Here is a 19,578-nt window from a genome sequence, read left to right as displayed (position 1 = left end):
AATGGGTGGTCGGGACGACGGTGGCCCGCGGTTAATACGCCCGTAACCTGAGATGGGCGATCAGTACATGGGACTGTAACAGCCACGTGAAAAATTACGAGACCCTCGAAAGTGATCCTCGCCATGCATGGTAACGCTTTGGCATACCAGAGCGATACATGAAGCCAACCGGCCTATCGGGTGTGGCGATGACGGTTGCTTCGGGCCGCTTCGGCCGGCGTCTGTCCTGGTAGGGTCCCGCTCGCTGGCGAGCGAACGCCTGCCAGCGCCTCCCGGTGGCGAAGTCCGGTGCGAACCCGGCGCTGTGCCGCAACTGTAATGCCCCGATGCGGGGATAAGCCAGGTCGACTACCGGCGAGAGCGACGTTGACACTCCCGACGCAGGGGTTCACGCGTCCACGCAGGCCACCATCCTCGGCCCGCCGGTCGCCCGTCCGCCAGGCGTCGGCCGAGCAAGAGGACCAGCTGTGACCACGCAGTACTCACCGGAGAACCCCGGTGCATCGCGCCACCGTCCCCGCCGCCATCGGGCCCTGTTGCCCCTGGCCGCCCTGGTAGGCGTGCTCGGGCTCGCCGGATGCGCCACCCGCGAGGACTCGACCGAGAACACCCCGTCCTCGCAGAGCGCCACCCAGGACGGTGGTTTCCCCGCGGAGGTCGCTTTTGGGGATGCCGATCCGGTGACCATCCCGGCCCAGCCGGACCGGATCATCTCCCTCAGCCCCAGCGTGACCGAGATGCTCTTCGCCATCGGCGCCGGCGACCAGGTCATCGCGGCCGACGACAACTCGGACTACCCGCCGGAGGCCCCGACCAGCGAACTCTCCGGTTTCACCATCAACCCGCAGGCTGTCGCCGACGAGGACCCCGATCTGGTCATCGCCTCCTCCGACACCGAGACCGAAGACCTCGTCACGGCCATGGACATCGTGGAGGTGCCGGTCTTATTGCTCCCGGCCGCCACCGAACTGGCCGACACCTACGCCCAGATCGAGGTCCTCGGCACGGCCACCGGCCACGCCGAAGCCGCCCAGGACCTCGCCTCGGACCTCGAAGCCCAGATCGACGAGATCGTCACTACCACCGAGGCACAGGAGGGCATGACCGTCTTCCATGAGGTCAGCGAGGATCTCTACAGCGCGGGATCGGCGACCTTCATCGGCCAGATCTACGGCTTGTTCGGACTGACCAACATCGCGGACGAGGCAGCGGGCGGCGGTGACTACCCGCAGCTGGCGAATGAGTTCGTCGTGGAGAGCGACCCCGATTTGATCTTCCTCGCCGATGCCCAATGCTGTGGCCAGTCGGCGGAGACCGTCGCCGCCCGACCGGGCTGGGAGACCATGACCGCCGTGCGCAACGGCGACATCATCGCGCTCGACGACGACATCGCCTCCCGGTGGGGGCCTCGGGTCGTGGAGCTGGTCGCGGCCGTCGCAGAGGCAGTGGACGCCACCGCCACCGAGTGACCCCACCGCGCAGTCTCGCCTCAGCTGCGCACATCGGCGGCGGTCCGGCCCAGTACACACCGAGCCGCCGCCGGCCGGCCCCGATGGACGGGCGACCACGCCTGGCAGGCCTGCCAGGCCACATCGGGTCGGCCTACTCACAACCCACTGATCTGACCGAAACCGGCTAAACGTCGACCATGGGCTCGGCAGAGCGAACGACCCGGCACCGACCCCGCTGCCGCGCTGCGTCAACCGGCAACCTGGTTCGAGCGCGCAGCACGCGAGTCCGCAGTGCTTCCACATCCCCCTCGACGCTTCCACATCCCCTCGGCTCGGACCACGAGGTACCGGCAAGCGGCGGCGAGGCGTGGGGTCGTCGGCGCCGGCTTGGCAGAGCGCGACGCCGTCAAGCCCGACACCGGGCATAGCCCACCCAGCGTCGACTGGGAGACACCTGGCCACGGCCAGGCGCGAGGGTCGCCCGGTTCATCACGACGCCGTTCATCACGACGCCGTTCATCGAGAACAGTGCTGAAGGGAATGCCGACCACACCGTGAGCACGCCTCATCCCAGCGGCAGACGACCTCGGGGCATCTCCGAGGCCATCGACCCACCGCGCTCGGCCTTGCCCCGGCCGACCAGATTGCGCCTTCGGCATGTGCTGGCGAGTACGGGCTTCCTGCTCCTGGTCGTCACAGTCTCGGTCCTGATCGGCGCAGCCGACCTGGGCGCGACCCGAGTACTGGCGGAGATCCTTGCGCAGCTGACCGGCGGCGTCTCCCCTCTCTCGGAGCGCGAGGCCGCGATCCTCTGGCAACTCCGGGTACCCCGGGTGGTGTTGGCCTGCCTCGTGGGAGCCGCACTGGGCGGCGCTGGAGCGGCTTTCCAAGGCGTGTTCCGTAATCCACTGGCGGATCCCTATCTACTCGGAGCAGCAGCCGGTGCCGGGCTCGGCGCAACCATCGCTCTCACCCTGGTGCCAGCCACTGCGGGTTGGGTGGTCGGCCCGGTGCAGCTCGCAGCATTCGTCGGCGCGTTGACCGGCGTCGGACTCGCCTGGGTACTGGGCCGCTCCTCCGGGCCGGGCGCGGGGACACTCGTCCTCGCCGGTGTCGCGGTCGCAGCGTTTCTGACCGCAGCTCAGACGCTGGTGCAACAGCTGCACACCGAAGACCTGCGACTCATCTACACGTGGATGCTCGGCGGGGTGAACACGACCGGTTGGCGAGATGTCGTGTTGGTCCTGCCCTATGTCCTGGTCTGCTCGGTGGTTCTCTGCGCCTGCGGGCGCCTGCTGGATCTACTGGGTGTCGGCGATGAAGAAGCCGGGTCGCTGGGCGTCAGGCCGGGGCGGATTCGTTTGGTCGTGTTGATCGCCGCCTCCTTGGCCACCGCCGCAGCCGTGTCGGCGGCAGGGTTGATCGGATTCGTGGGCCTCGTCGTACCGCACCTGGTCCGGTTGGGAGTGGCCAGTAGCTACCGCGTGGTCGTGCCGCTGTCGCTCCTCGGCGGAGCGGCGTTCCTCGCCGCTGCCGATGTCGTCGCCCGCACGGTGATCGCTCCTGCCGAGCTACCCATCGGGGTGATCACCGCGTTCGCCGGTGCTCCCTTCTTCGCTTTCGTGCTTCGGATGAGGGGTCGCGCATGACCGCGCTCGGAATCAGCGGTGTCACCGTGACCTACCAGGGCGCCACCCCGGTGGTGCACGATGTCGCCGTCGACGTCGGAACCGGCGATTGGCTGGGCATCATCGGCCCGAATGGCGCAGGCAAATCGACCCTGTTGAAGGCGATCGCCGGGCTGATACCCCACCAAGGCACGGTGCGGCTCGGTGAGCTACCGCTGGAATCCATGAGCCACCGCGACCGCGCCAGGTCGATCGGCTACTCGCCACAGATCCCACAGATCCCACCCGGGATCTCGGTGACCGACTACATCCTGCTCGGACGTACTCCTTATCTCCCACCGCTCGGCCGCGAGGGCCGTCGCGATCTGATCGTGGTCGCCGACGTCCTACGACGGTTGGACCTGGTCGCGCTCGCAGATCGAGAACTGGGCACGCTCTCCGGTGGAGAGCGCCAACGCGCCGTCCTCGCCCGGGTGCTGGCGCAGCAACCTCGCCTCCTTCTCTTGGACGAACCCACCACCGGGCTGGACCTCGGACATGCCCAGGCATTGCTCGAACTGGTCGATCGCCTGCGGGTCGAGGACGGCGTCACCGTGGTCAGTACCCTGCACGATCTGACCTTGGCGGGCCAGTACGCCACCCGGCTGCTGCTGCTCGACCGTGGTCGAGCCGTCTCGGTCGGGACACCGGACGAAGTCCTGACCGAACCACTCATCACCACGCACTACGACGCGACCGTGTCCGTCCTGATCGCCTCCGATGGAAGTCGGGTCGTGACACCGGCCCGGCGCCGCTGACAGCCTGCGGACCGCCCGCCGGCCTCCGACCTCACGACGATCAGTCACTCACCGTGACGAAGCTCGCCAGGTTCGTCCGCATTCCACGGTTCCTCGTGTAGTGCGCCGCGCTCAACCCACGCCAGCGCTGAACCAGACAGCAGCCAGACCGGAAGACCGGACGAACGTGCACATCATCAGCCAAAAACCCCAGGTAAACGTATACCTACCCATATAAGTCCAGTCTGATGGCGGCCGCCGTTCGACCGCCGAACGAGGTCTACGCTCAATGGCGTGCACGTCGATGTCACTGCGCTGCCGGGGATCGGAACCCGGCAGGACTTCCGTACCGGCTCAGGCCGAAGACTCGGTGTGATCACCCATCGTGATGGACGTCTGGAGCTGATCATCTCCGATCCCGACGATGAGGACACCTGCCGAGTCAGCGTGCCGCTCACCGCCGAGGAGACCGGTGCGTTGGCCGCTCTGCTGGGCACGCCGGAGCTCGTGCTGCAGCTCCGCGAAGAACACAGCCAGGTCGATGGCGTGACCACGAGCCAGCTGCCGATCGCACCCGGCTCGCCCTTCGCAACGCGAAGCCTCGCCGACACGGCACTGCGCACTCGCACCGGTGCTTCCGTGGTGGCCGTCGCACGAGCCGGCGAGGTGATTCCCTCGCCTCGGCCCGATTTCGTCTTCCAGGCACACGATCTCATAATCATCGTGGGCACCGATGCCGGATTGGCACTCGCCGCAGAGATTCTCGAGCGTGGCTGACATTCTCGGGGCGATGAGCGATGCATGACACGACTATCGCGCTCATCGAACTGGGTGCGGTCCTGTTCGGCCTCAGTTTGCTCGGACAGGCTTCGTGGCGATTGGGAATATCGCCTATTCCGCTGTATTTGATCGGCGGCTTGATGTTCGGCCATGGCGGTCTGTTGCCATTGCAGGGAATCGAGTCGTTCACCGGGATCGCCGCCGAGATCGGTGTGATCCTGTTGTTGTTGCTGCTGGGTTTGGAGTACTCGGCGCAGGAATTGGTGACGGGGTTGCGTCGATCCTGGGCTGGCGGCTTGGTCGATCTGCTGCTCAATGCCACCCCCGGCGCGATCGTGGCGTTGCTGCTGGGTTGGGGCCCGATAGGCATGCTGACGATGGCCGGAGTCACCTATATCTCGTCCTCCGGGATCATCGCCAAGGTTTTGGGCGACCCCGGCAGACTGGGCAACCGCGAAACCCCCGTGGTGCTGTCGATCCTCGTGTTCGAGGACCTGACCATGGCGGTGTACCTGCCGGTACTCACCGCATTGCTCGCCGGATTGAGCCTGATCGGCGGCATCACGGCCGTCGGTGTGGCCTTGTTCGCGGTGACCGTGGTCTTGGTGGTGGCACTGCGTTACGGGAGCATCGTCTCGGCGCTCATCGACTCGCGCCATCCCGAGGCCTTCCTGCTGCGATTGCTGGGCGCCGCACTGCTGGTCGCGGGTATCGCGGCCGAACTGGAGGTGTCCGCGGCCGTCGGGGCCTTCCTGCTGGGAATCGCAATATCCGGTTCGACCGCCGAGAACGCCACCCGCGTCCTGGCGCCTCTGCGGGACCTCTTCGCCTCGGTCTTCTTCGTCGTCTTCGGGCTCAACACCGATCCGAGTGAGATCCCCGCCGTGTTGTGGGCCGCGTTGGCCCTGGCGGCCGTCACCACGGTCACCAAGATGCTGACCGGTTGGTACGCGGCCGGACGGGCGGGTATCGGGCGAGCGGGGCGAGTCCGTACCGGTGCCGCGCTCGTCGCCCGGGGCGAGTTCTCGATCGTCATCGCCGGTCTTGCGGTGGCGAGCGGTGCCGTCGTGCCACAGCTCGCCCCGTTGGCCACCACCTACGTGTTGTCGATGGCCGTCATCGGCCCGCTGGCCGCCCGCTTCGTCGAGCCGGCCGCTCAATGGTGGCTCCGTCGAACCTCGCCTGCTCCGCAGCCGACGGCTGGTCCCACCGAGCAGCGCCCCGAGGGCGGCGCTGCTCGCTCGACGAACCCGTGAGAGCGACGAGCTGGACCTGGCCGCCTTCGCCGCTTTGCCCCCACCACCGAGATATCGGCGGGCGAAGCCAGACAAAATCCGCCGAAGGACACTAACGGGATTCCTGGAGATATCGATCTCGGACATAAATCCATGATCGAACAAATGTTCGACTCCCGCAAGGTATCGATCGAGTGGATCAACAATGGCGTCGGCCTCGAGTAACCTCCGTCGAGTTCGACGCCCGCGCACGGCAAGGCGCGAATCCGAGCAGCAGTGGAGAGATTCGCGTGACCATACCCGCCGAACATCGTTGGGAAGAAACGTTTAAACGAGAACCATTCTTCCTCGATAATCGAGGTGAGCCACCGAGAAAGGTCATGAGCCGAACTATCCCGAGCCGCCCGGAAGGGCGACCGGCATGGCACCGGACCCGCCTGAGACATGCCCAGTCCTACGCCCGCCTGGAACAAGCCGAGTTCCGGGCGGGCTGCCGCATCATCGACCAACAGATCGGCACTCCTGATCCACCTCGAGGCCGATTCCATCGGGTCACATCAGGAGCCGTACCGCAGCGGCCTCGATGGTGGCCTCGTCGAGTAGCACGAGTTCCGCAGCCGCGCCCAGCGGAATGAAACTGTCCTCGCTGGTCACACGACTTATCCGCCCATCGAATCCACGGTCGACCAGCGCCGTGACCACGCTCTCCGACACGCCACCACTGCGCCGGGTCTCGTCGACGATCAGCACCCGTCCGGTAGCGGCCGCCTCGGCCAGTAGGTCGTCCACCGGCAACGGAGCGAGCCACCGCAGGTCGAGCACCCGGGCACCCACTCCCTGTTCCGCGAGCCTGCGGGCGACGCGAAGGCTCATCCGCACCCCGTTTCCGAAGCTGACCAAGGTCAGATCCGGCCCATCGCCGTATCGTCGGGCACGGCCCAATGGCGTTTGCCCCATGGTCGGATCACCGGGCGCCGGATAGCTCGCCGCCCAGTCGCCATCGCCCGCCTCGTGGAGATCTCGCTGGTGATAGAGCGCGATGGGTTCCAGGAAGACGCAGACGGACCCATCGGTGCGCGCTGAGGCGGCACAGGTTCGCAACATCGCCGCAGCGTCGTCCGGGCGCGAGGGCGAGGCCACGATCAGACCCGGGATGTCTCGCAGCGCCGCCAGGCCGTTGTCGTTGTGGAAGTGCCCACCGAAGCCCTTCTGGTAGCCGAGGCCTGCCACTCGCACCACCATCGGATTCCGGTACTGACCTGCGGAGAAGAACCGGAGACTCGCGGCCTCCCCCCGCAATTGGTCCGCCGCGTTGTGCAGGTAGGCCAGATATTGGATCTCGGGGATCGGCAGCAGCCCGGCCAGGCCCGCGCCCAGAGCGGTGCCGAGGACGCTCTGTTCATCCAGCAGCGTGTCGAAGACACGCCGCCTGCCGAATCGCTGTTGCAGGCCCTTCGTCACCCCGTAGACGCCGCCCTTGCGTGCTACGTCCTCGCCGAAGATCAGTGCGCCCGGATCCACCAGGAGCAGGTCGGCCAACGCACGGTTGATCGACTGCGCCAAGGTCAACGGGCCCTCGGATTCGGGCAGGCCGTCGGGGAACGCCGTCGCGCGGCGACCGGCCGGGGCGGCGACCGCTGCTCGTGCGGCGGTCTCGATCGGACTGATCGGAGCCAGCGGCCGCATCACCTCGGCCGCCGACGCCAGTTTCGGCAGACCGACCACCTCGGTGGCCAGGTCGGATACCTCGGCACGCAGGGCGGCGTAGCGGTCGAGCAGCTGTTGCGGGGTGGCGATGCCCAGGCCGACCAGCAGACGTGCCGTCGCCGTCACCGGGTCTCGCGTGTAGTCGGCGTTGATCTCCGACCGACTGCGGTAGCCCGACTCCAGATCAGAGCCCGCGTGTCCCATCAACCGGACCGTGGACAGTCGCAGGAAGACGGGTCGTCGCTCGCGACGAACCTCGGCCACCGCCTGTTTCGCCACGGCGAAGGCAGCGGGCAGATCGGACCCGTCCGCCTCCAGATAGGTCATCCCCGGCAGGTCCCGATGGCTCCTGGCTATCCAATCAGTGGGGGTGCGAACGCTGATCCCGATCCCGTTGTCCTCGCAGACGAACAACAAGGGCAGCCCGACGCCCTGGTAGGCGCAGTGCAGCGCGGCATTGATCGCACCGGTCGCGGTCGAATGGTTGGCGGAGGCATCGCCGAAGCTGCAGACCACCACCGCATCTGCGGGACGCTCGCTGTCGATGCCGAGCGCCTTGGCCCGTTCCAAGGCGAAGGCCAGACCAACCGCTCTCGGTAGATGTGAGGCGATCGTGGAGGTCTGCGGAATGATGTCGAGGTCGCGGTGGCCGAACACCTTGTGCCGTCCCCCGGAGATCGGCTCCGCCGAGGCGGCGACCACACCGAGAAGCACGTCACGCAATGGTCGTTGCCCCGGTACCTGGCCTGCCCGCTCCAGGAAGAAGGCGCCGGAACGGTAGTGGAGCAGGGCGGGATCGGTGGGCCGCAGTGCGGCGGCGACCGACGCATTGCCCTCGTGCCCGGACGAACCGATGCTGTAGAAGCCCTTGCCTGCGGCGCCGAGCGCGCGGGCAGCGAGATCCAGGTGGCGGCTGCCCACCTGCGAGTCGAACATGCCGAGCAAGCGGGTCCCGGTCAGTTCGGGATGCCCGGGGATCGGATCCGCCGGGTCGACGGCCGCCACGGGCGAGAGCCCTGCGATCTCGGTCAGGAAGTACTCGTCCACCGGGTTCTTCGTCACGCGCACCTCTCGCACAGGTCAACCTGGTCACGACACCGTCGGCGGGCTCCGGCTGGGGCGCCTGCCCACCCAGCATGGCCGGATCCGTCCCAGCGTCCAAGAGGTCTCAGCGGATCAATCAATGGGCCTCAGGGGTAGCAGCCCTTCACCGCGAACCAGCTCGGGACCGGGATGACCGGGCGTTCCGGACTGGGCAGGCCATGGCCACAGGCTGCCTCAGAGCCGCGGGTTCGTCTCGTGCAACACGGTGCTGGGCAATGCGGAGCTGACCCGGGTGAGGTGCTCCAGCACCAGGGGCAGCAGGGGGTTGGTGTTGCCGGGACGGAATAGCGCCAGCACCCGACGGCAGGGCTGCCAGCCGATCAGACGCAGTACTCGCAGGGATCCGTCCTCGATGGCAAGCCCCGGCAGGAGCGCGACACCGAGGCCACGGGAGACCAGGTCGCGGATGACTCCATAGTCGTTGCTGCGACAGACGATCCGGGGTGCGAAATTGGCCGATGCGGCGAGGCGGGTGAGTGAGCGTGCTCCTGCGGTGTCCTCCCTGGTGCAGATCCACGGGTCGTCGGCGAGTTCACCGATGCCGACCTCCCCTCGATCCCCCAGCCGGTGATCGGCCGACACCGCCAGCCCCAGAACCTCGGTGAGCAGCTCGACGCGGGACAGCTCCGCAGGCCAGGATCGCGGGTCGAGGTCGTATTCGAAGACGACTGCGGCATCGAGAGTCGCATCGAGTACCCCGGCGAGCACCTCGTCAGGTTCTCCCTCGTCGAGGTGTACCTCGGCGCCCGGTCGGTCGGCGACGACGGCGGCGAGTGCCGCGGGCAGTACTCGCGCGTTGGCCGTGGCGAAACTCCCGATCCGAAGTCTGCCCTGGTCCCCGACGACCATGGCCCGGACCTCGCGTTCGAGTTGATGCAGTGCGCCGAGGGCATCGCGGCTGCGAACCGCCAACAACTCACCGACCGCAGTGCTGCGTACCGAGCGGGCCGAACGCTCGAACAACGGTGCACCGACCGACCGTTCGAGCAGCATCATCTGCTGGGAGACCGCGGAGGCGGTGTAGCCCAGCGCCCGCGCGGCCTCGGCGAATGACCCGGTACGCACGCATTCCTGGAGGGTTCGCAGGTGAATGGGGTTGAGCACCCCCCCGATGCTACGGACGCGGCCCGGTACATCGGACCACGGTGTGACCGGTCTACCGACAGGGAGGATCGGCCACACCGCACCGTTCGGGTGACGAACAATCGGAGTGACGTCCCGGCCTGGGGCCCGCTGTCTCGAGGCTGCACCCGGCCGGGTCAGGGTCGACGATGGGGGTCAACACCGGGGCAACCCCGATAGGCGCGTCCCCCTGGCCGTGTGAGGCTGATGACATGATCAAGACCACCTCGGCGCGGCGGCCACGCCAGCGTTCGTTCGCCGATCGGGTGACCGCGCGGCCACCGGATCTGCGCGACATGTTGCGGCTCTTCTTCTCCGGGGAACTGCGTACCGCCGCCACCTCCGCCGAGGGGGTGCCCGTGGTCCGAGCGGGGCTGCCCGAGATCGAGTCGAACGCCACCGGCATCACCTGGGTCGGCCATGCAGGCTACGTCGTGCGCATGGGTGGGGCGTGTGTGCTCGTGGACCCGGTGTGGTCGACCAGGATTCCCGGAATAGCCCGCAGGTTGACTCCGCCGGGGATCGACTGGCGGGAGGTGCCGCGCGTGGATGCGGTGTTGATCAGTCACAACCATTACGACCATCTGGACGCGCCCACCCTGCGACGACTTGCGAAGACGACTCCGATGCTGGTTCCGGCCGGGCTCGGCGGCTGGTTCGCTCGCCGAGGCTTCCAAGCGGTCGACGAGTTGGATTGGTGGGAGTCGACCGACGTCGCCGGCCTCCGATTCGAGTTCGTTCCGTCGCACCATTGGAGTCGGCGCACCCTGTTCGACACCTGCCGAAGCCTGTGGGGCGGCTGGGTGATCGAGGGACCTTCGGGCCATCGCCTGTACCACGCAGGCGATACCGGATACGGGCATTGGTTCGCCGAGATCGGCAGCAGGCACCCCGATATCGATGTGGCCATGCTCCCCATCGGCGCCTATTCACCACAGTGGCTCTCCCAGCATGCCCACCTGAATCCCGAGGAGGCCGTCCGGGCGTTCGGCGACCTCGGCGCACGGCGGCTGGCGACCATGCATTGGGGCACGTTCGCGCTGAGCAGCGAGCCGGTGTGCGAACCGATCGAACGAGTGCGGCAAGCCTGGAACGCCACCGGCTGGGATCGGTCACGGCTCTGGGACCTCGCGGTCGGTGAGAGCCGGATACTGCGGGGTGACCGACCGGTCGGCGAGTCCCGGCTGTCACCTGGTGCGACCCCGACCGATGAACGCTGAACTCCGGTCGATCAACCGGTTCCGTAGTCGTCGACCTGCCGCGCAGTAGATCGGTCGGCCTGTACTCGTAGAGCAATGAATTCGATGGACACTGACACTATCGGGTGAAAAATATTGATCATGCAGGCGGAGTCTCCCCCACAGGCCTCCCGCCGGACACACCCGCGAGTAGAACCCACCAACAGACGCCGACACCGAGGAAGGACGACCGGGCGATGACGACGAATGGGCGAGCGCAGCAACCGAATCGAGCCACCCGACTGCGTTGGCTTCTCGACAGAGACGGACACACCTGTATCTGGTGCGGCCGCGAATTCTCCTCCGTGCGCATTCCGACCACCGACCATCTGGTGCCCAGAGTCAAAGGGGGCCCGTCCTGGTTGGAGAACGAGGTGGCGGCGTGCAGGCGCTGCAACCGGACCAGGGGCCACATCAGCCCGGTGGACTGGCTCGCCGATTGCGAACGACGTGGCTGGCGTCCCGACGCGGACCGTGTGCTCCGCGCGCTGACCGCATTCGCGGACGCCGTGCTCGAACGTGGCGGTCAACGACGAGCCCGGCCGTATCTGCAGGCCCAACTTCGCCGAATGCGCCGCCGCACCTCGGCGGCCTGACGACGACAGTTCGAGCGCCTGCCGCATCGGCGTGCCGGCGACCTGATGCCCTGGTCAGCAACGCCGCGGGTGCCGTCATCGAGCCGAACCGCCACCGGCCGGTTTCGGCAGGGGCCATAGCCTCCTGTTACGCTCATCCGGAATTCCGTAATTACGAAATCCTGGGGAGCCTATGCGCTGGCAACCGTTCTTACTCTCGGGTCTGCTGCTGGTCACCGGCTGCGGAGCCGATGCATCGAGTGCGACTCCGCCCGGCGAGCCGAGCCCGGCCGCCGCCGTGGAGTCCGCCTCCGACTCGACCGAGGCCGGCGAACCGTTCGACTGGCTGGGCCACCTGGAATCCGACCAGGACAACGTCTCGGTGATCTTCGATGATGGCCGGGGAACGGCCTGGTCCACCGGCGCCGACGAGCCGGTGCCGTTCGCATCGACCCGCAAGATCCTGCATCTTGCCGCGTACTCGCTCGGGGTGGCCGATGGTTCCGTCGGCCCCGAGTCCACCGTCACCCTGCGGGAATGGCAGAGCTGGTACGTCCCCGACACCGACGGCGGCGCCCACCCGGCGGCGTTGGAGGCGCTCGGCATCGACCCGGCCGACGCGGACCACGAGGTGCCCATCGACGACGTGGTCAACTCGATGATCGTGTTCAGCGACAATGCGGCCACCGACCTGGTGCGCGACCACCTCGGCGACGACCGCCTGCACGCGGCGGCGGCCCAAATCGGCTGGGAACCGACCGAGCTGCCGTCCATGCTGGGTTCACTCATCTCGCTGCTCATGCCGAACGAGTCGGAGACCGATCACGACGTCTTGGCCGAGCGCTTCCGCGAGGACGCCGAGTTCCGCGACCAGGTGCTCACCGAACCCCTGCCCAGCTGGGATCGACAGATCGAATGGGCCAACGAAGCAGGGCTGGTCGCACCCCGGCATCTTCATGAACTGCATAAGCAGCTCGTCGAGGACGGGCTCGGCGAAGCGATTGCGCGAGAGATCGCCATCGAACACCTGAGCTGGACCGCAGTGGACGGCCTGACCGCCAAGGGCGGCAGCATGCCCGGCCAGATCTCGGAGAGCTGGGCGCTGCGCAACCCGGACGGCACACTCGCCTCGATCACCTTCGCGGTCCACGACATGCCGCAGCAATCATGGTTGACAGCGGTGATGGACTTCAGCCACCAAACCTTGCTGCACGAGGCGTTGACCGACCCGGAGACGGCCACGCGTCTACGAAACGCAGTGGGCGCAGAATGATCGGATGAGCGAGTTGGAGCAGCGGGTCACCGATCTGGAGGCCCAGGTGCGCTGCCTAGAGGCGGGCCTTACCGCTATGGCCTCGTCACCCGGATCGGTAAGCCCCGCTGTCGAAGCACCGCAGGCGGCCCCCGACATAGACGAGCAGCAATCCGATCCGGTGCAGGGCACCATCGGCTACCAGGGCAACGCCAGCTGGGGTGGTGGTGTGCAATGGAAGATCCGCTGGGCGGCGGAAGGCATAGCGGCGCTTCCACTGCCATCGGCCGCCGGGGTGCTCAACGCCATCGGGCACCCGGGTCGGGCGGCCATCGTTCGCACGCTGCTGACCGCCCCGGCCACGGCGGCGGAACTCCAGGAGAGCGCCGCGCTCAACTCGGCGGGCCAGCTCTACCACCACCTGCGCACCCTGACCGCGGCAGGCCTGGTCGAGCAGGACGGTCGCGGCAGGTATCGCGTCCCGGGGGCCAAGCTGATCCCGGTGTCGGTGCTGCTCCTGGCCGCCAGCGACATCGCAGGCGCGCTGCAATGAGAACGGGCTGGCACGGTCGGCTGCTCAACGGGAGAGCAGCCGACCAACCAGCCGGCTGAGAGAGTCAGAGCCGGAAATCCATGTCCGGCTCGATCGTCGCGACGTCCATCTGAGCCTTCTGCAGCTTCCCGGAGAAGTCCCAGTTCAACGACTGCCAGCGGGTGAACTGGTCCAGCACCCAGATGCCCGACTGCCTGCTGCCGTTACCGGAGCGACCGTTGCCGCCGAAGGGCAGGTGCGCCTCGGCACCGGAGGTCGAGTTGTTGACGCTGACCATTCCCGCGCCGATGCCTGCCCGGAACCGGAAGGCCGTCGACGCATCGCTGGTGTACACGCTCGCGGACAGGCCGTAGCCCGGCCGGTCCGCCAGTTCCAGGGCCTCGTCGAAGGTCCGGTAGGTCGTGATACCGACCAGCGGCCCGAAGGTCTCCTCCATGAAGACCTTGTCATCCGGACGGACTCCGTCCAGCAGCACCGGGTGGTAGAACAGCCCGGCGGAGTGATCACCGACGAATCCCGCGCGCGGGGCAGCATCGGTGATGCGGCCCGTCGCCGTCGATCCGAGCACCGTGTGGTGGTCGGCGATCCAGCCGAGCATCCGGTCGTAGTTGTCGGCGAACTTCTGGTCCAGCATCGGGCCGTAGAGGACATCGGACGTCGGGTCGCCGACGACGGCGTTCTCCAGGGCGGCGGTGAGGCGACGAACGAACTCGTCGTGCACGTCCTCGTGGACGATCACGGTGCCCAGCGAGGTGCAACGCTGCCCGGCCGTGCCGAAACCGGAGAACAACGCGCCTTCCACCGCGAGGTCGAGGTCCGCATCGGGCGCGATGACCATCGGGTTCTTGCCGCCGAGTTCCAGGCACGCCGACTGCAGGTGGCGTCCGGCCAGTTCGCCGACCTTGACCCCGACCGCGCTCGAACCGGTGAAACCGATCTTGTTCACGGTTCCCTCGGTCAAGGCCTGCTCCAGGCCCGCGAAGGTGTTCTCCCCGTCGGCGTACACGAGGTTGAGGACCCCGGCGGGCACCCCGGCCCGCCAGGCAAGCTCGGCCAGGGCACGCGCGCTGGCCGAGGCGTACTCGGCAGGCTTCCACACCACGGCGTTGCCGCACAGCAGCGCGGGCACCAGGTACCAGGACGGAACGGCGACCGGGAAGTTGCCCGCCGTGATGACCGCCGCCACCCCGACGGGGACGCGGAAGGTGAAGAGCTGCTTGTCGGGCATCTCCGAGGGCACCGTCTGCCCGTAGAGCCGCCGTCCCTCGCCGATGAAGAAGTCAGCGGTGTCGATGATCTCCTGGACCTCGCCCAGGGCCTCGGGAAGCGGCTTGCCGATCTCTCGGGTCACCAGTTCGGCCAGGGTCTGTTTGTTGGCCTCGACGAGCCTGCCGAACGAGGCGATGACGCGGCCACGTACCGGAGCGGGCACCGCGGCCCACTCACGCTGGGCACGCTTGGCCGACCTGGCCGCATCCGCGAGGGTCGTCGGACCGCCCAGCGTCACCGTGGCGACGACGTCGTCGAGTCGCGACGGATTGCGGGACACGTATTCGGCGCCCGTCGACTCCGCTTCCCGACCGTCGATCACCGAACTGATCACCTTCGCGGTGGATGTCACCGATGCGCTCCTTCGTTTCTCCTCGAGCCGACAGCCGGTTCTCGACCATCGGCCGGTCCTGACAGGTTCGATCCGCCTGGACCAGACCCACTGCGCAAGCGGGGTGAGCCTCGTCGGCCGACCCGCTACCGCCCCTAGAGCCTGCCCGTCGGACCGGACCGCTGTCGAGTCGGCGAACCGGGGACCTCCCCGCACCGCCTCGTCATCGTCCGAGTCTGCCCGGAGCGCCGTGGCATGCGGAAGACACGCAGCGCGGCTTCTGCCTGCGAGTGGGTTAAGCAATGCTGGCGCTGACCTGCGTGCCGGGCCGGGACAAGAGCGTGAGCCCGGGCTGAGCCGCGACGTTCTGCCGCCCAGATCAGATCAGCGGCCGGACTCGTCCGATTCTCGGCCTGCGGGCACGATCGGTGGGGCCGCGAGCACGGCACGCCACACGATCTCCTCGTCGACCTCACGGTCTGTCGGTGCCATACCGACGGCCTCGGCCACCCCCTGGGACGCGAGATGCTCGGGGTGGATGTGTGCTTCCACCACGGTCACATCCTGCCCGGCCAGCCAGGCCACCAGTGCCAGTGCTGCCTCTTTGGCCAATCCCCGGCCCTGCCACGGCATGCCGAGAACCCAGGCCATATCGGCCGTCCTGCCCCGTCGCCCCGTGGTGACGGTGGCCTGAACCGTGCCGATGATGCGGGCGTCGGACCTGGTTCGCAATGCCCAGTTGCACCAGTCGACGCCGGATTCGCCGGAGCCCGCCAGGATCCGCCGATAGCGGACTCGCAGTTGTTCCGAGCTCGCCGGGCTACCGCCCATGAAGAAGTGCAGTCTCGGATCGGCCAGGGCCTGCGCCATCGGCTCGGCATGGTCGAGGCGCAGCGGTTCCAACACGAGCCTGGGCGTCCCGATCGGGAGCGCCCGTACCGCCGACGCCTCGGACGACGCGGTCGTCCGGGGGTCGGCGGCGGCGCGATTCACAGCCCTACCGCGCGGTAGAGCGACCCGATCTCGGGATGGTTGAGCTTTCGTAGGCTGCCTGGTCTCTGGTCGCCCAGCTTCACTTCGCCGATCGAGGTGCGCACCAATCGCTGAACCGGATGCCCCACGTGGTCCATGAGCCTGCGGACGATGTGCTTCCGGCCCTCATGCAGCACGATCTCCACCATCGCCTTGGCCCCGAAGGACTCCAACACCCGGAACCCGTCCACGCTGGCGGGCCCGTCCTCCAGCTCGACACCTGCCTTGAGTGTCTTGGAGACATCCCTGGCCACCGGCGCCGCGATCTCGGCGAGGTAGGTCTTGGAGACCTCGTACGAGGGGTGCATGAGTCGGTGCGCGAGGTCGCCGTCGTTGGTGAGCAGCAGCAGGCCCTCGGTGTCGGCATCGAGCCTTCCGACGTGGAACAGGTTCTCGGTGCGGGTGGTGATCAGGTCACCGACGCAGGGCCTGCCCATGTCGTCGGACATGGTGCTGTGCATGCCGACGGGCTTGTTCAACGCCAGGTATTCGAGGTCCTCGCGGACCACGATGCGGCTGCCGTCGACGTGGATCGTGACCGTCTTGGGGTCGACGCGTCGTCCCATCTCGGTGACGACCTTGCCGTCGACGCTGACCCGCCCCTCCGCGATCAGCTCCTCGGCGGCCCGACGGGACGCGACTCCCGCGCGGGAGAGCACCTTCTGCAGCCGGATGCCCTCTGGGTGATCGTCACCGGGGCGGACGGAGCCCTCGCGCCCCGTCGAGTTGGGGCGCTCGCGACGCGGCGAACGACTGCTGTGCTCAGAGCTGCTCATCGATGGAATCCACTTCGGGTAGCAATGGGGCGATCGGCGGAAGCTGCTCCAGCGAGGACAGCCCGAGGCGTTCGAGGAACAGCTCGGTGGTCCGGTAGAGGATTCCGCCGGTCTCCGGGTCGGTCCCGGTCTCCTCGACCAGGCCACGAGCCAACAGGGTACGGATGACGCCATCGACGTTCACCCCGCGTACCGCAGCGACTCGGGATCTGGTGGTCGGCTGCCGATAAGCGATCACCGCCAGGGTCTCCAACGCCGCCCTGGTCAGCTTGGACCGCTGCCCGTCGAGCAGGTATCGCTCGACGTAGGGGGCGAACCTGTCCCTGGTGTACAGCCGCCAGCCCTCGCCGATGCGACGGAGTTCGAATCCGCGTCCGCCAAGGTCGTAGCGGGCTGCGATGCGTCGAAGGGCCCCGGAGACCCGCGACACCGGCTGGTCGAGGGTGGTCGCCAACAGCTCCTCGCCCGCCGGGATGTCGACGACCAGCAGCAGCGCCTCCAACGCCGCCTCCAGGGTGGCGTCCTCGGTCAGGTCGGGAGCCTCGTCTCGGGCGACGCCGACGCCCTCGGCCTGCGCGGACGCGGTAGGAGGGGACGGAACATCCGGGTCGGGAATCTCCGGCGCGGGGACATCGGGCGATGGCACGTCGGGGGTCGGCACACCGGGGCCGGGCACATCGGGGGACGGGACATCGGGAGACGGCGACCCCGGCGAGGGCACGTCAGGCGTCGGCACATCGGGACTGGTCCCGACGCCGCTCGGTGACGATGCCGCGTCCAGATCACCGGGCTGCACGGCCGTCGGATCGGTCTCCTGGATCACCCGTACTCCTCGTCCTCGACGGCGGTCCGATCTATCTCGGCGACGGCCTTGGCATGTTCGACGCTGCCGCCGACCCACCGAACCCGCAGATCACCCAGCGGATCGGACTGGTCGAACAACACCGACATCTCCCGATACAACTCCAACAGCGCCAGGAATCGCGCGACCACCTCGACCGTGGTCCCACAGTCCTCGGTCAGCTCCCCGAACCAGGCCTCGCCGCGTTCGGCCAGCAGGACCCGCAGGAAAGCCGCGTGCTCGCGGACCGAGACCCGCGCCATGTGGATGTGATCCAACGAGACCGTCGGTGGTGGTCGGGGCCGGAACACCGCCGCCGCGATCTCGGCGAAACGGTCCGCGTCGACGCCGAGCAACACCTCGGGCAACAAGCCGTCGAACCGCTCCTCCAAAGCCACCGAGCGGGGATAGCGCCGTAGCGCGCCGGCTTCCAGTTCACTGAACAACCCGGCGACCTGCTTGTAGGCGCGGTACTGCAGCAAGCGGGCGAACAGGAGATCCCTCGCCTCCAGCAGCGCCAGATCCTCCTCGTCCTCGACCTCCGCGGCCGGTAGCAGTCGAGCCGCCTTCAGGTCGAGCAGGGTCGCCGCGATCACCAAGAACTCGGTGATCTCATCCAGATCCCATTCGTCGCCCAGCCTGCGGATATGCGCGATGAATTCGTCGGTCACCCGGTGCAGGGCCACCTCGGTGACGTCCATGCGGTGTTGCGAGATCAGTTGCAACAGCAGGTCGAAGGGGCCTTCGAAGTTGTGCAGCCGCACGGTGAATCGGCCATCCGCCGCCGCACCGGCCGCAGGATCGACGGCGGGGCCCTCGGCCCCGATACTCGGTTCCGCCTGCGGGATCGTCGCAGTCGTCTGCGGAGCGGCATCGGCGGTCGGTACTGCTGCGGGACCGGGGTCCGGCCCGGCCGCGCTATCGGTCATCGGCCACGGCACTCATCGGGCGATCACCTCGCGGGCCAACGCACGGTAGGCCTTCGCACCCGCCGAACGCGGCGCCCAACGGGTGATCGGTTCGCCCGCCACCGTCGTCTCCGGGAAACGCACGGTCCGATTGATCACGGTGTCGAACACGATGTCGCCGAACGCCTCGACCACCCTGGCCATCACCTCGCGAGAATGCAGGGTGCGCGGATCGAACATGGTCGCGAGGATCCCGGTGATCTCCAGCTCCGGATTCAACCGCTCGCGGACCTTCTCGATCGTGTCGATCAACAGCGCAACACCACGCAGACTGAAGAACTCGCACTCCAAGGGAATCAACACCCCGTGCGCGGCAGCCAACGCATTGATCGTCAGCAGGCCGAGCGAGGGCTGGCAATCGACCAGGATGTAGTCGTAATCGTTCAACACCGGCCGCAGCACACGGGCCAGGGCCTGCTCACGCCCGACCTCGACGACCAGTTGCACCTCCGCCGCCGACAGATCGATGTTGCTGGGCAACAGGAACATGCCGTCGGTCGAGGTCTCCTGCACTACATCCTGCACGGAGACCTGACGTTCCATGATCACGTTGTAGATCGTGGTGTCCAGATGATGCGGGTACACCCCGAGACCCACAGACAGGGCGCCCTGCGGGTCGAAGTCGACGAGCAATACCCGCCTACCGCACTCGGCCAGCGCCGCACCGAGATTGATCGTCGAGGTGGTCTTGCCGACCCCGCCCTTCTGATTGCACATCGCGAGCACGGTCGCGGGCCCGTGTCGATCCAGTAACGGCGGGTCGGGGACGTGCCTGCGGGGCCTGCCCGTCGGTCCGATGCCGCCTTCCAGGGCTTCGAGCGCTTCTTCTTCGGTGGGGTCTGCCGCCCTGGGCGTGAGACCCAGGTCGACGGCCGCACCACGCGGCCTACCGGCCGAAGGCGACGGTGTCGACATGGTGGCTCGCTCCTCGCATCCAAAG

17 protein-coding genes are annotated in these 19,578 nt (G+C 67.6%); 9 read left to right on the top strand and 8 right to left on the bottom strand.

Annotation, left to right across the window (positions count from 1 at the left end; genetic code table 11):
• Nucleotides 1–467 precede the first annotated feature (467 nt).
• The 5 genes from BKA25_RS09300 (at nucleotide 468) to BKA25_RS09280 (ending at nucleotide 5,891) form a co-directional block, all read left to right on the top strand.
• On the top strand, nucleotides 468–1,469 hold the full coding sequence (locus tag BKA25_RS09300) for an ABC transporter substrate-binding protein (protein WP_069850576.1): 1,002 nt from the start codon (nucleotides 468–470) through the stop codon (nucleotides 1,467–1,469).
• 575 nt (nucleotides 1,470–2,044) lie between these two features.
• A complete protein-coding gene (locus BKA25_RS09295) occupies nucleotides 2,045–3,100 on the top strand; it encodes a FecCD family ABC transporter permease (protein ID WP_375791880.1) in 1,056 nt (351 codons plus the stop codon).
• The gene (locus tag BKA25_RS09290; RefSeq protein WP_069850578.1) at nucleotides 3,097–3,876 is read left to right on the top strand and encodes an ABC transporter ATP-binding protein; all 780 of its coding nucleotides are present in this window, start codon (nucleotides 3,097–3,099) and stop codon (nucleotides 3,874–3,876) included. The genes BKA25_RS09295 and BKA25_RS09290 overlap by 4 nt, the downstream gene beginning before the upstream one ends.
• Nucleotides 3,877–4,149: 273 nt before the next feature.
• Nucleotides 4,150–4,632, top strand: coding sequence for a cation:proton antiporter regulatory subunit (locus tag BKA25_RS09285; protein ID WP_069850580.1), 483 nt, complete (start codon nucleotides 4,150–4,152; stop codon nucleotides 4,630–4,632).
• 20 nt (nucleotides 4,633–4,652) lie between these two features.
• Nucleotides 4,653–5,891, top strand: a complete 1,239-nt coding sequence (locus tag BKA25_RS09280) for a cation:proton antiporter (RefSeq protein WP_069850582.1) — start codon at nucleotides 4,653–4,655, stop codon at nucleotides 5,889–5,891.
• A 531-nt stretch (nucleotides 5,892–6,422) separates the two neighbouring features.
• Here BKA25_RS09280 and BKA25_RS09275 read toward each other — a convergent pair.
• Together BKA25_RS09275 and BKA25_RS09270 are read right to left on the bottom strand one after the other, a co-directional pair.
• On the bottom strand, nucleotides 6,423–8,639 hold the full coding sequence (locus tag BKA25_RS09275; protein ID WP_069853848.1) for a thiamine pyrophosphate-dependent enzyme: 2,217 nt from the start codon (nucleotides 8,637–8,639) through the stop codon (nucleotides 6,423–6,425).
• A gap of 216 nt (nucleotides 8,640–8,855) precedes the next feature.
• Complete coding sequence (locus BKA25_RS09270; protein WP_069850584.1) at nucleotides 8,856–9,785, bottom strand: LysR family transcriptional regulator; 930 nt, start codon at nucleotides 9,783–9,785, stop codon at nucleotides 8,856–8,858.
• 230 nt (nucleotides 9,786–10,015) lie between these two features.
• On the opposite strand from BKA25_RS09270, the gene BKA25_RS09265 reads away from it, so the two are divergent.
• The 4 genes from BKA25_RS09265 to BKA25_RS09250 all read left to right on the top strand — a co-directional run bounded on the left by BKA25_RS09265 (nucleotide 10,016) and on the right by BKA25_RS09250 (nucleotide 13,421).
• Nucleotides 10,016–11,023, top strand: a complete 1,008-nt coding sequence (locus BKA25_RS09265) for an MBL fold metallo-hydrolase (protein WP_069850585.1) — start codon at nucleotides 10,016–10,018, stop codon at nucleotides 11,021–11,023.
• Nucleotides 11,024–11,238: 215 nt separating this feature from the next.
• Nucleotides 11,239–11,637, top strand: a complete 399-nt coding sequence (locus BKA25_RS09260) for an HNH endonuclease (RefSeq protein ID WP_069850587.1) — start codon at nucleotides 11,239–11,241, stop codon at nucleotides 11,635–11,637.
• Between the two features lie 172 nt (nucleotides 11,638–11,809).
• Nucleotides 11,810–12,889, top strand: coding sequence for a serine hydrolase (locus tag BKA25_RS09255; protein ID WP_069850589.1), 1,080 nt, complete (start codon nucleotides 11,810–11,812; stop codon nucleotides 12,887–12,889).
• A 4-nt stretch (nucleotides 12,890–12,893) separates the two neighbouring features.
• Entirely contained in the window at nucleotides 12,894–13,421 is a 528-nt protein-coding gene (locus BKA25_RS09250; protein ID WP_069850591.1) for an ArsR/SmtB family transcription factor, read from the top strand.
• A 64-nt stretch (nucleotides 13,422–13,485) separates the two neighbouring features.
• Here BKA25_RS09250 and BKA25_RS09245 read toward each other — a convergent pair whose 3' ends face one another.
• The 6 genes from BKA25_RS09245 to BKA25_RS09220 form a co-directional block, all read right to left on the bottom strand.
• Complete coding sequence (locus tag BKA25_RS09245) at nucleotides 13,486–15,042, bottom strand: aldehyde dehydrogenase family protein (protein ID WP_084643206.1); 1,557 nt, start codon at nucleotides 15,040–15,042, stop codon at nucleotides 13,486–13,488.
• A 363-nt stretch (nucleotides 15,043–15,405) separates the two neighbouring features.
• Nucleotides 15,406–16,014 (bottom strand): GNAT family N-acetyltransferase, encoded by a 609-nt coding sequence (locus BKA25_RS09240; RefSeq protein WP_236750309.1) that lies wholly within the window; start codon nucleotides 16,012–16,014, stop codon nucleotides 15,406–15,408.
• The gene (locus tag BKA25_RS09235; protein ID WP_084643207.1) at nucleotides 16,011–16,829 is read right to left on the bottom strand and encodes a pseudouridine synthase; all 819 of its coding nucleotides are present in this window, start codon (nucleotides 16,827–16,829) and stop codon (nucleotides 16,011–16,013) included. The genes BKA25_RS09240 and BKA25_RS09235 overlap by 4 nt, the downstream gene beginning before the upstream one ends.
• A complete protein-coding gene (gene scpB / locus BKA25_RS09230; protein ID WP_236750310.1) occupies nucleotides 16,816–17,652 on the bottom strand; it encodes an SMC-Scp complex subunit ScpB in 837 nt (278 codons plus the stop codon). Before scpB ends, BKA25_RS09235 begins: the two co-directional genes overlap by 14 nt.
• Nucleotides 17,649–18,599 (bottom strand): segregation and condensation protein A, encoded by a 951-nt coding sequence (locus tag BKA25_RS09225; protein ID WP_084643208.1) that lies wholly within the window; start codon nucleotides 18,597–18,599, stop codon nucleotides 17,649–17,651. The genes scpB and BKA25_RS09225 overlap by 4 nt, the downstream gene beginning before the upstream one ends.
• A gap of 12 nt (nucleotides 18,600–18,611) precedes the next feature.
• The gene (locus BKA25_RS09220) at nucleotides 18,612–19,553 is read right to left on the bottom strand and encodes a ParA family protein (RefSeq protein ID WP_069850593.1); all 942 of its coding nucleotides are present in this window, start codon (nucleotides 19,551–19,553) and stop codon (nucleotides 18,612–18,614) included.
• Nucleotides 19,554–19,578: the final 25 nt, after the last annotated feature.

Source organism: Actinoalloteichus hymeniacidonis (assembly GCF_014203365.1).
Taxonomy (GTDB): Bacteria; Actinomycetota; Actinomycetes; order Mycobacteriales; family Pseudonocardiaceae; genus Actinoalloteichus_A; species Actinoalloteichus_A hymeniacidonis.
The sequence above is the reverse complement of the archived record's forward strand: the minus strand, read 5'-3'. Positions and strand labels throughout refer to the sequence as shown.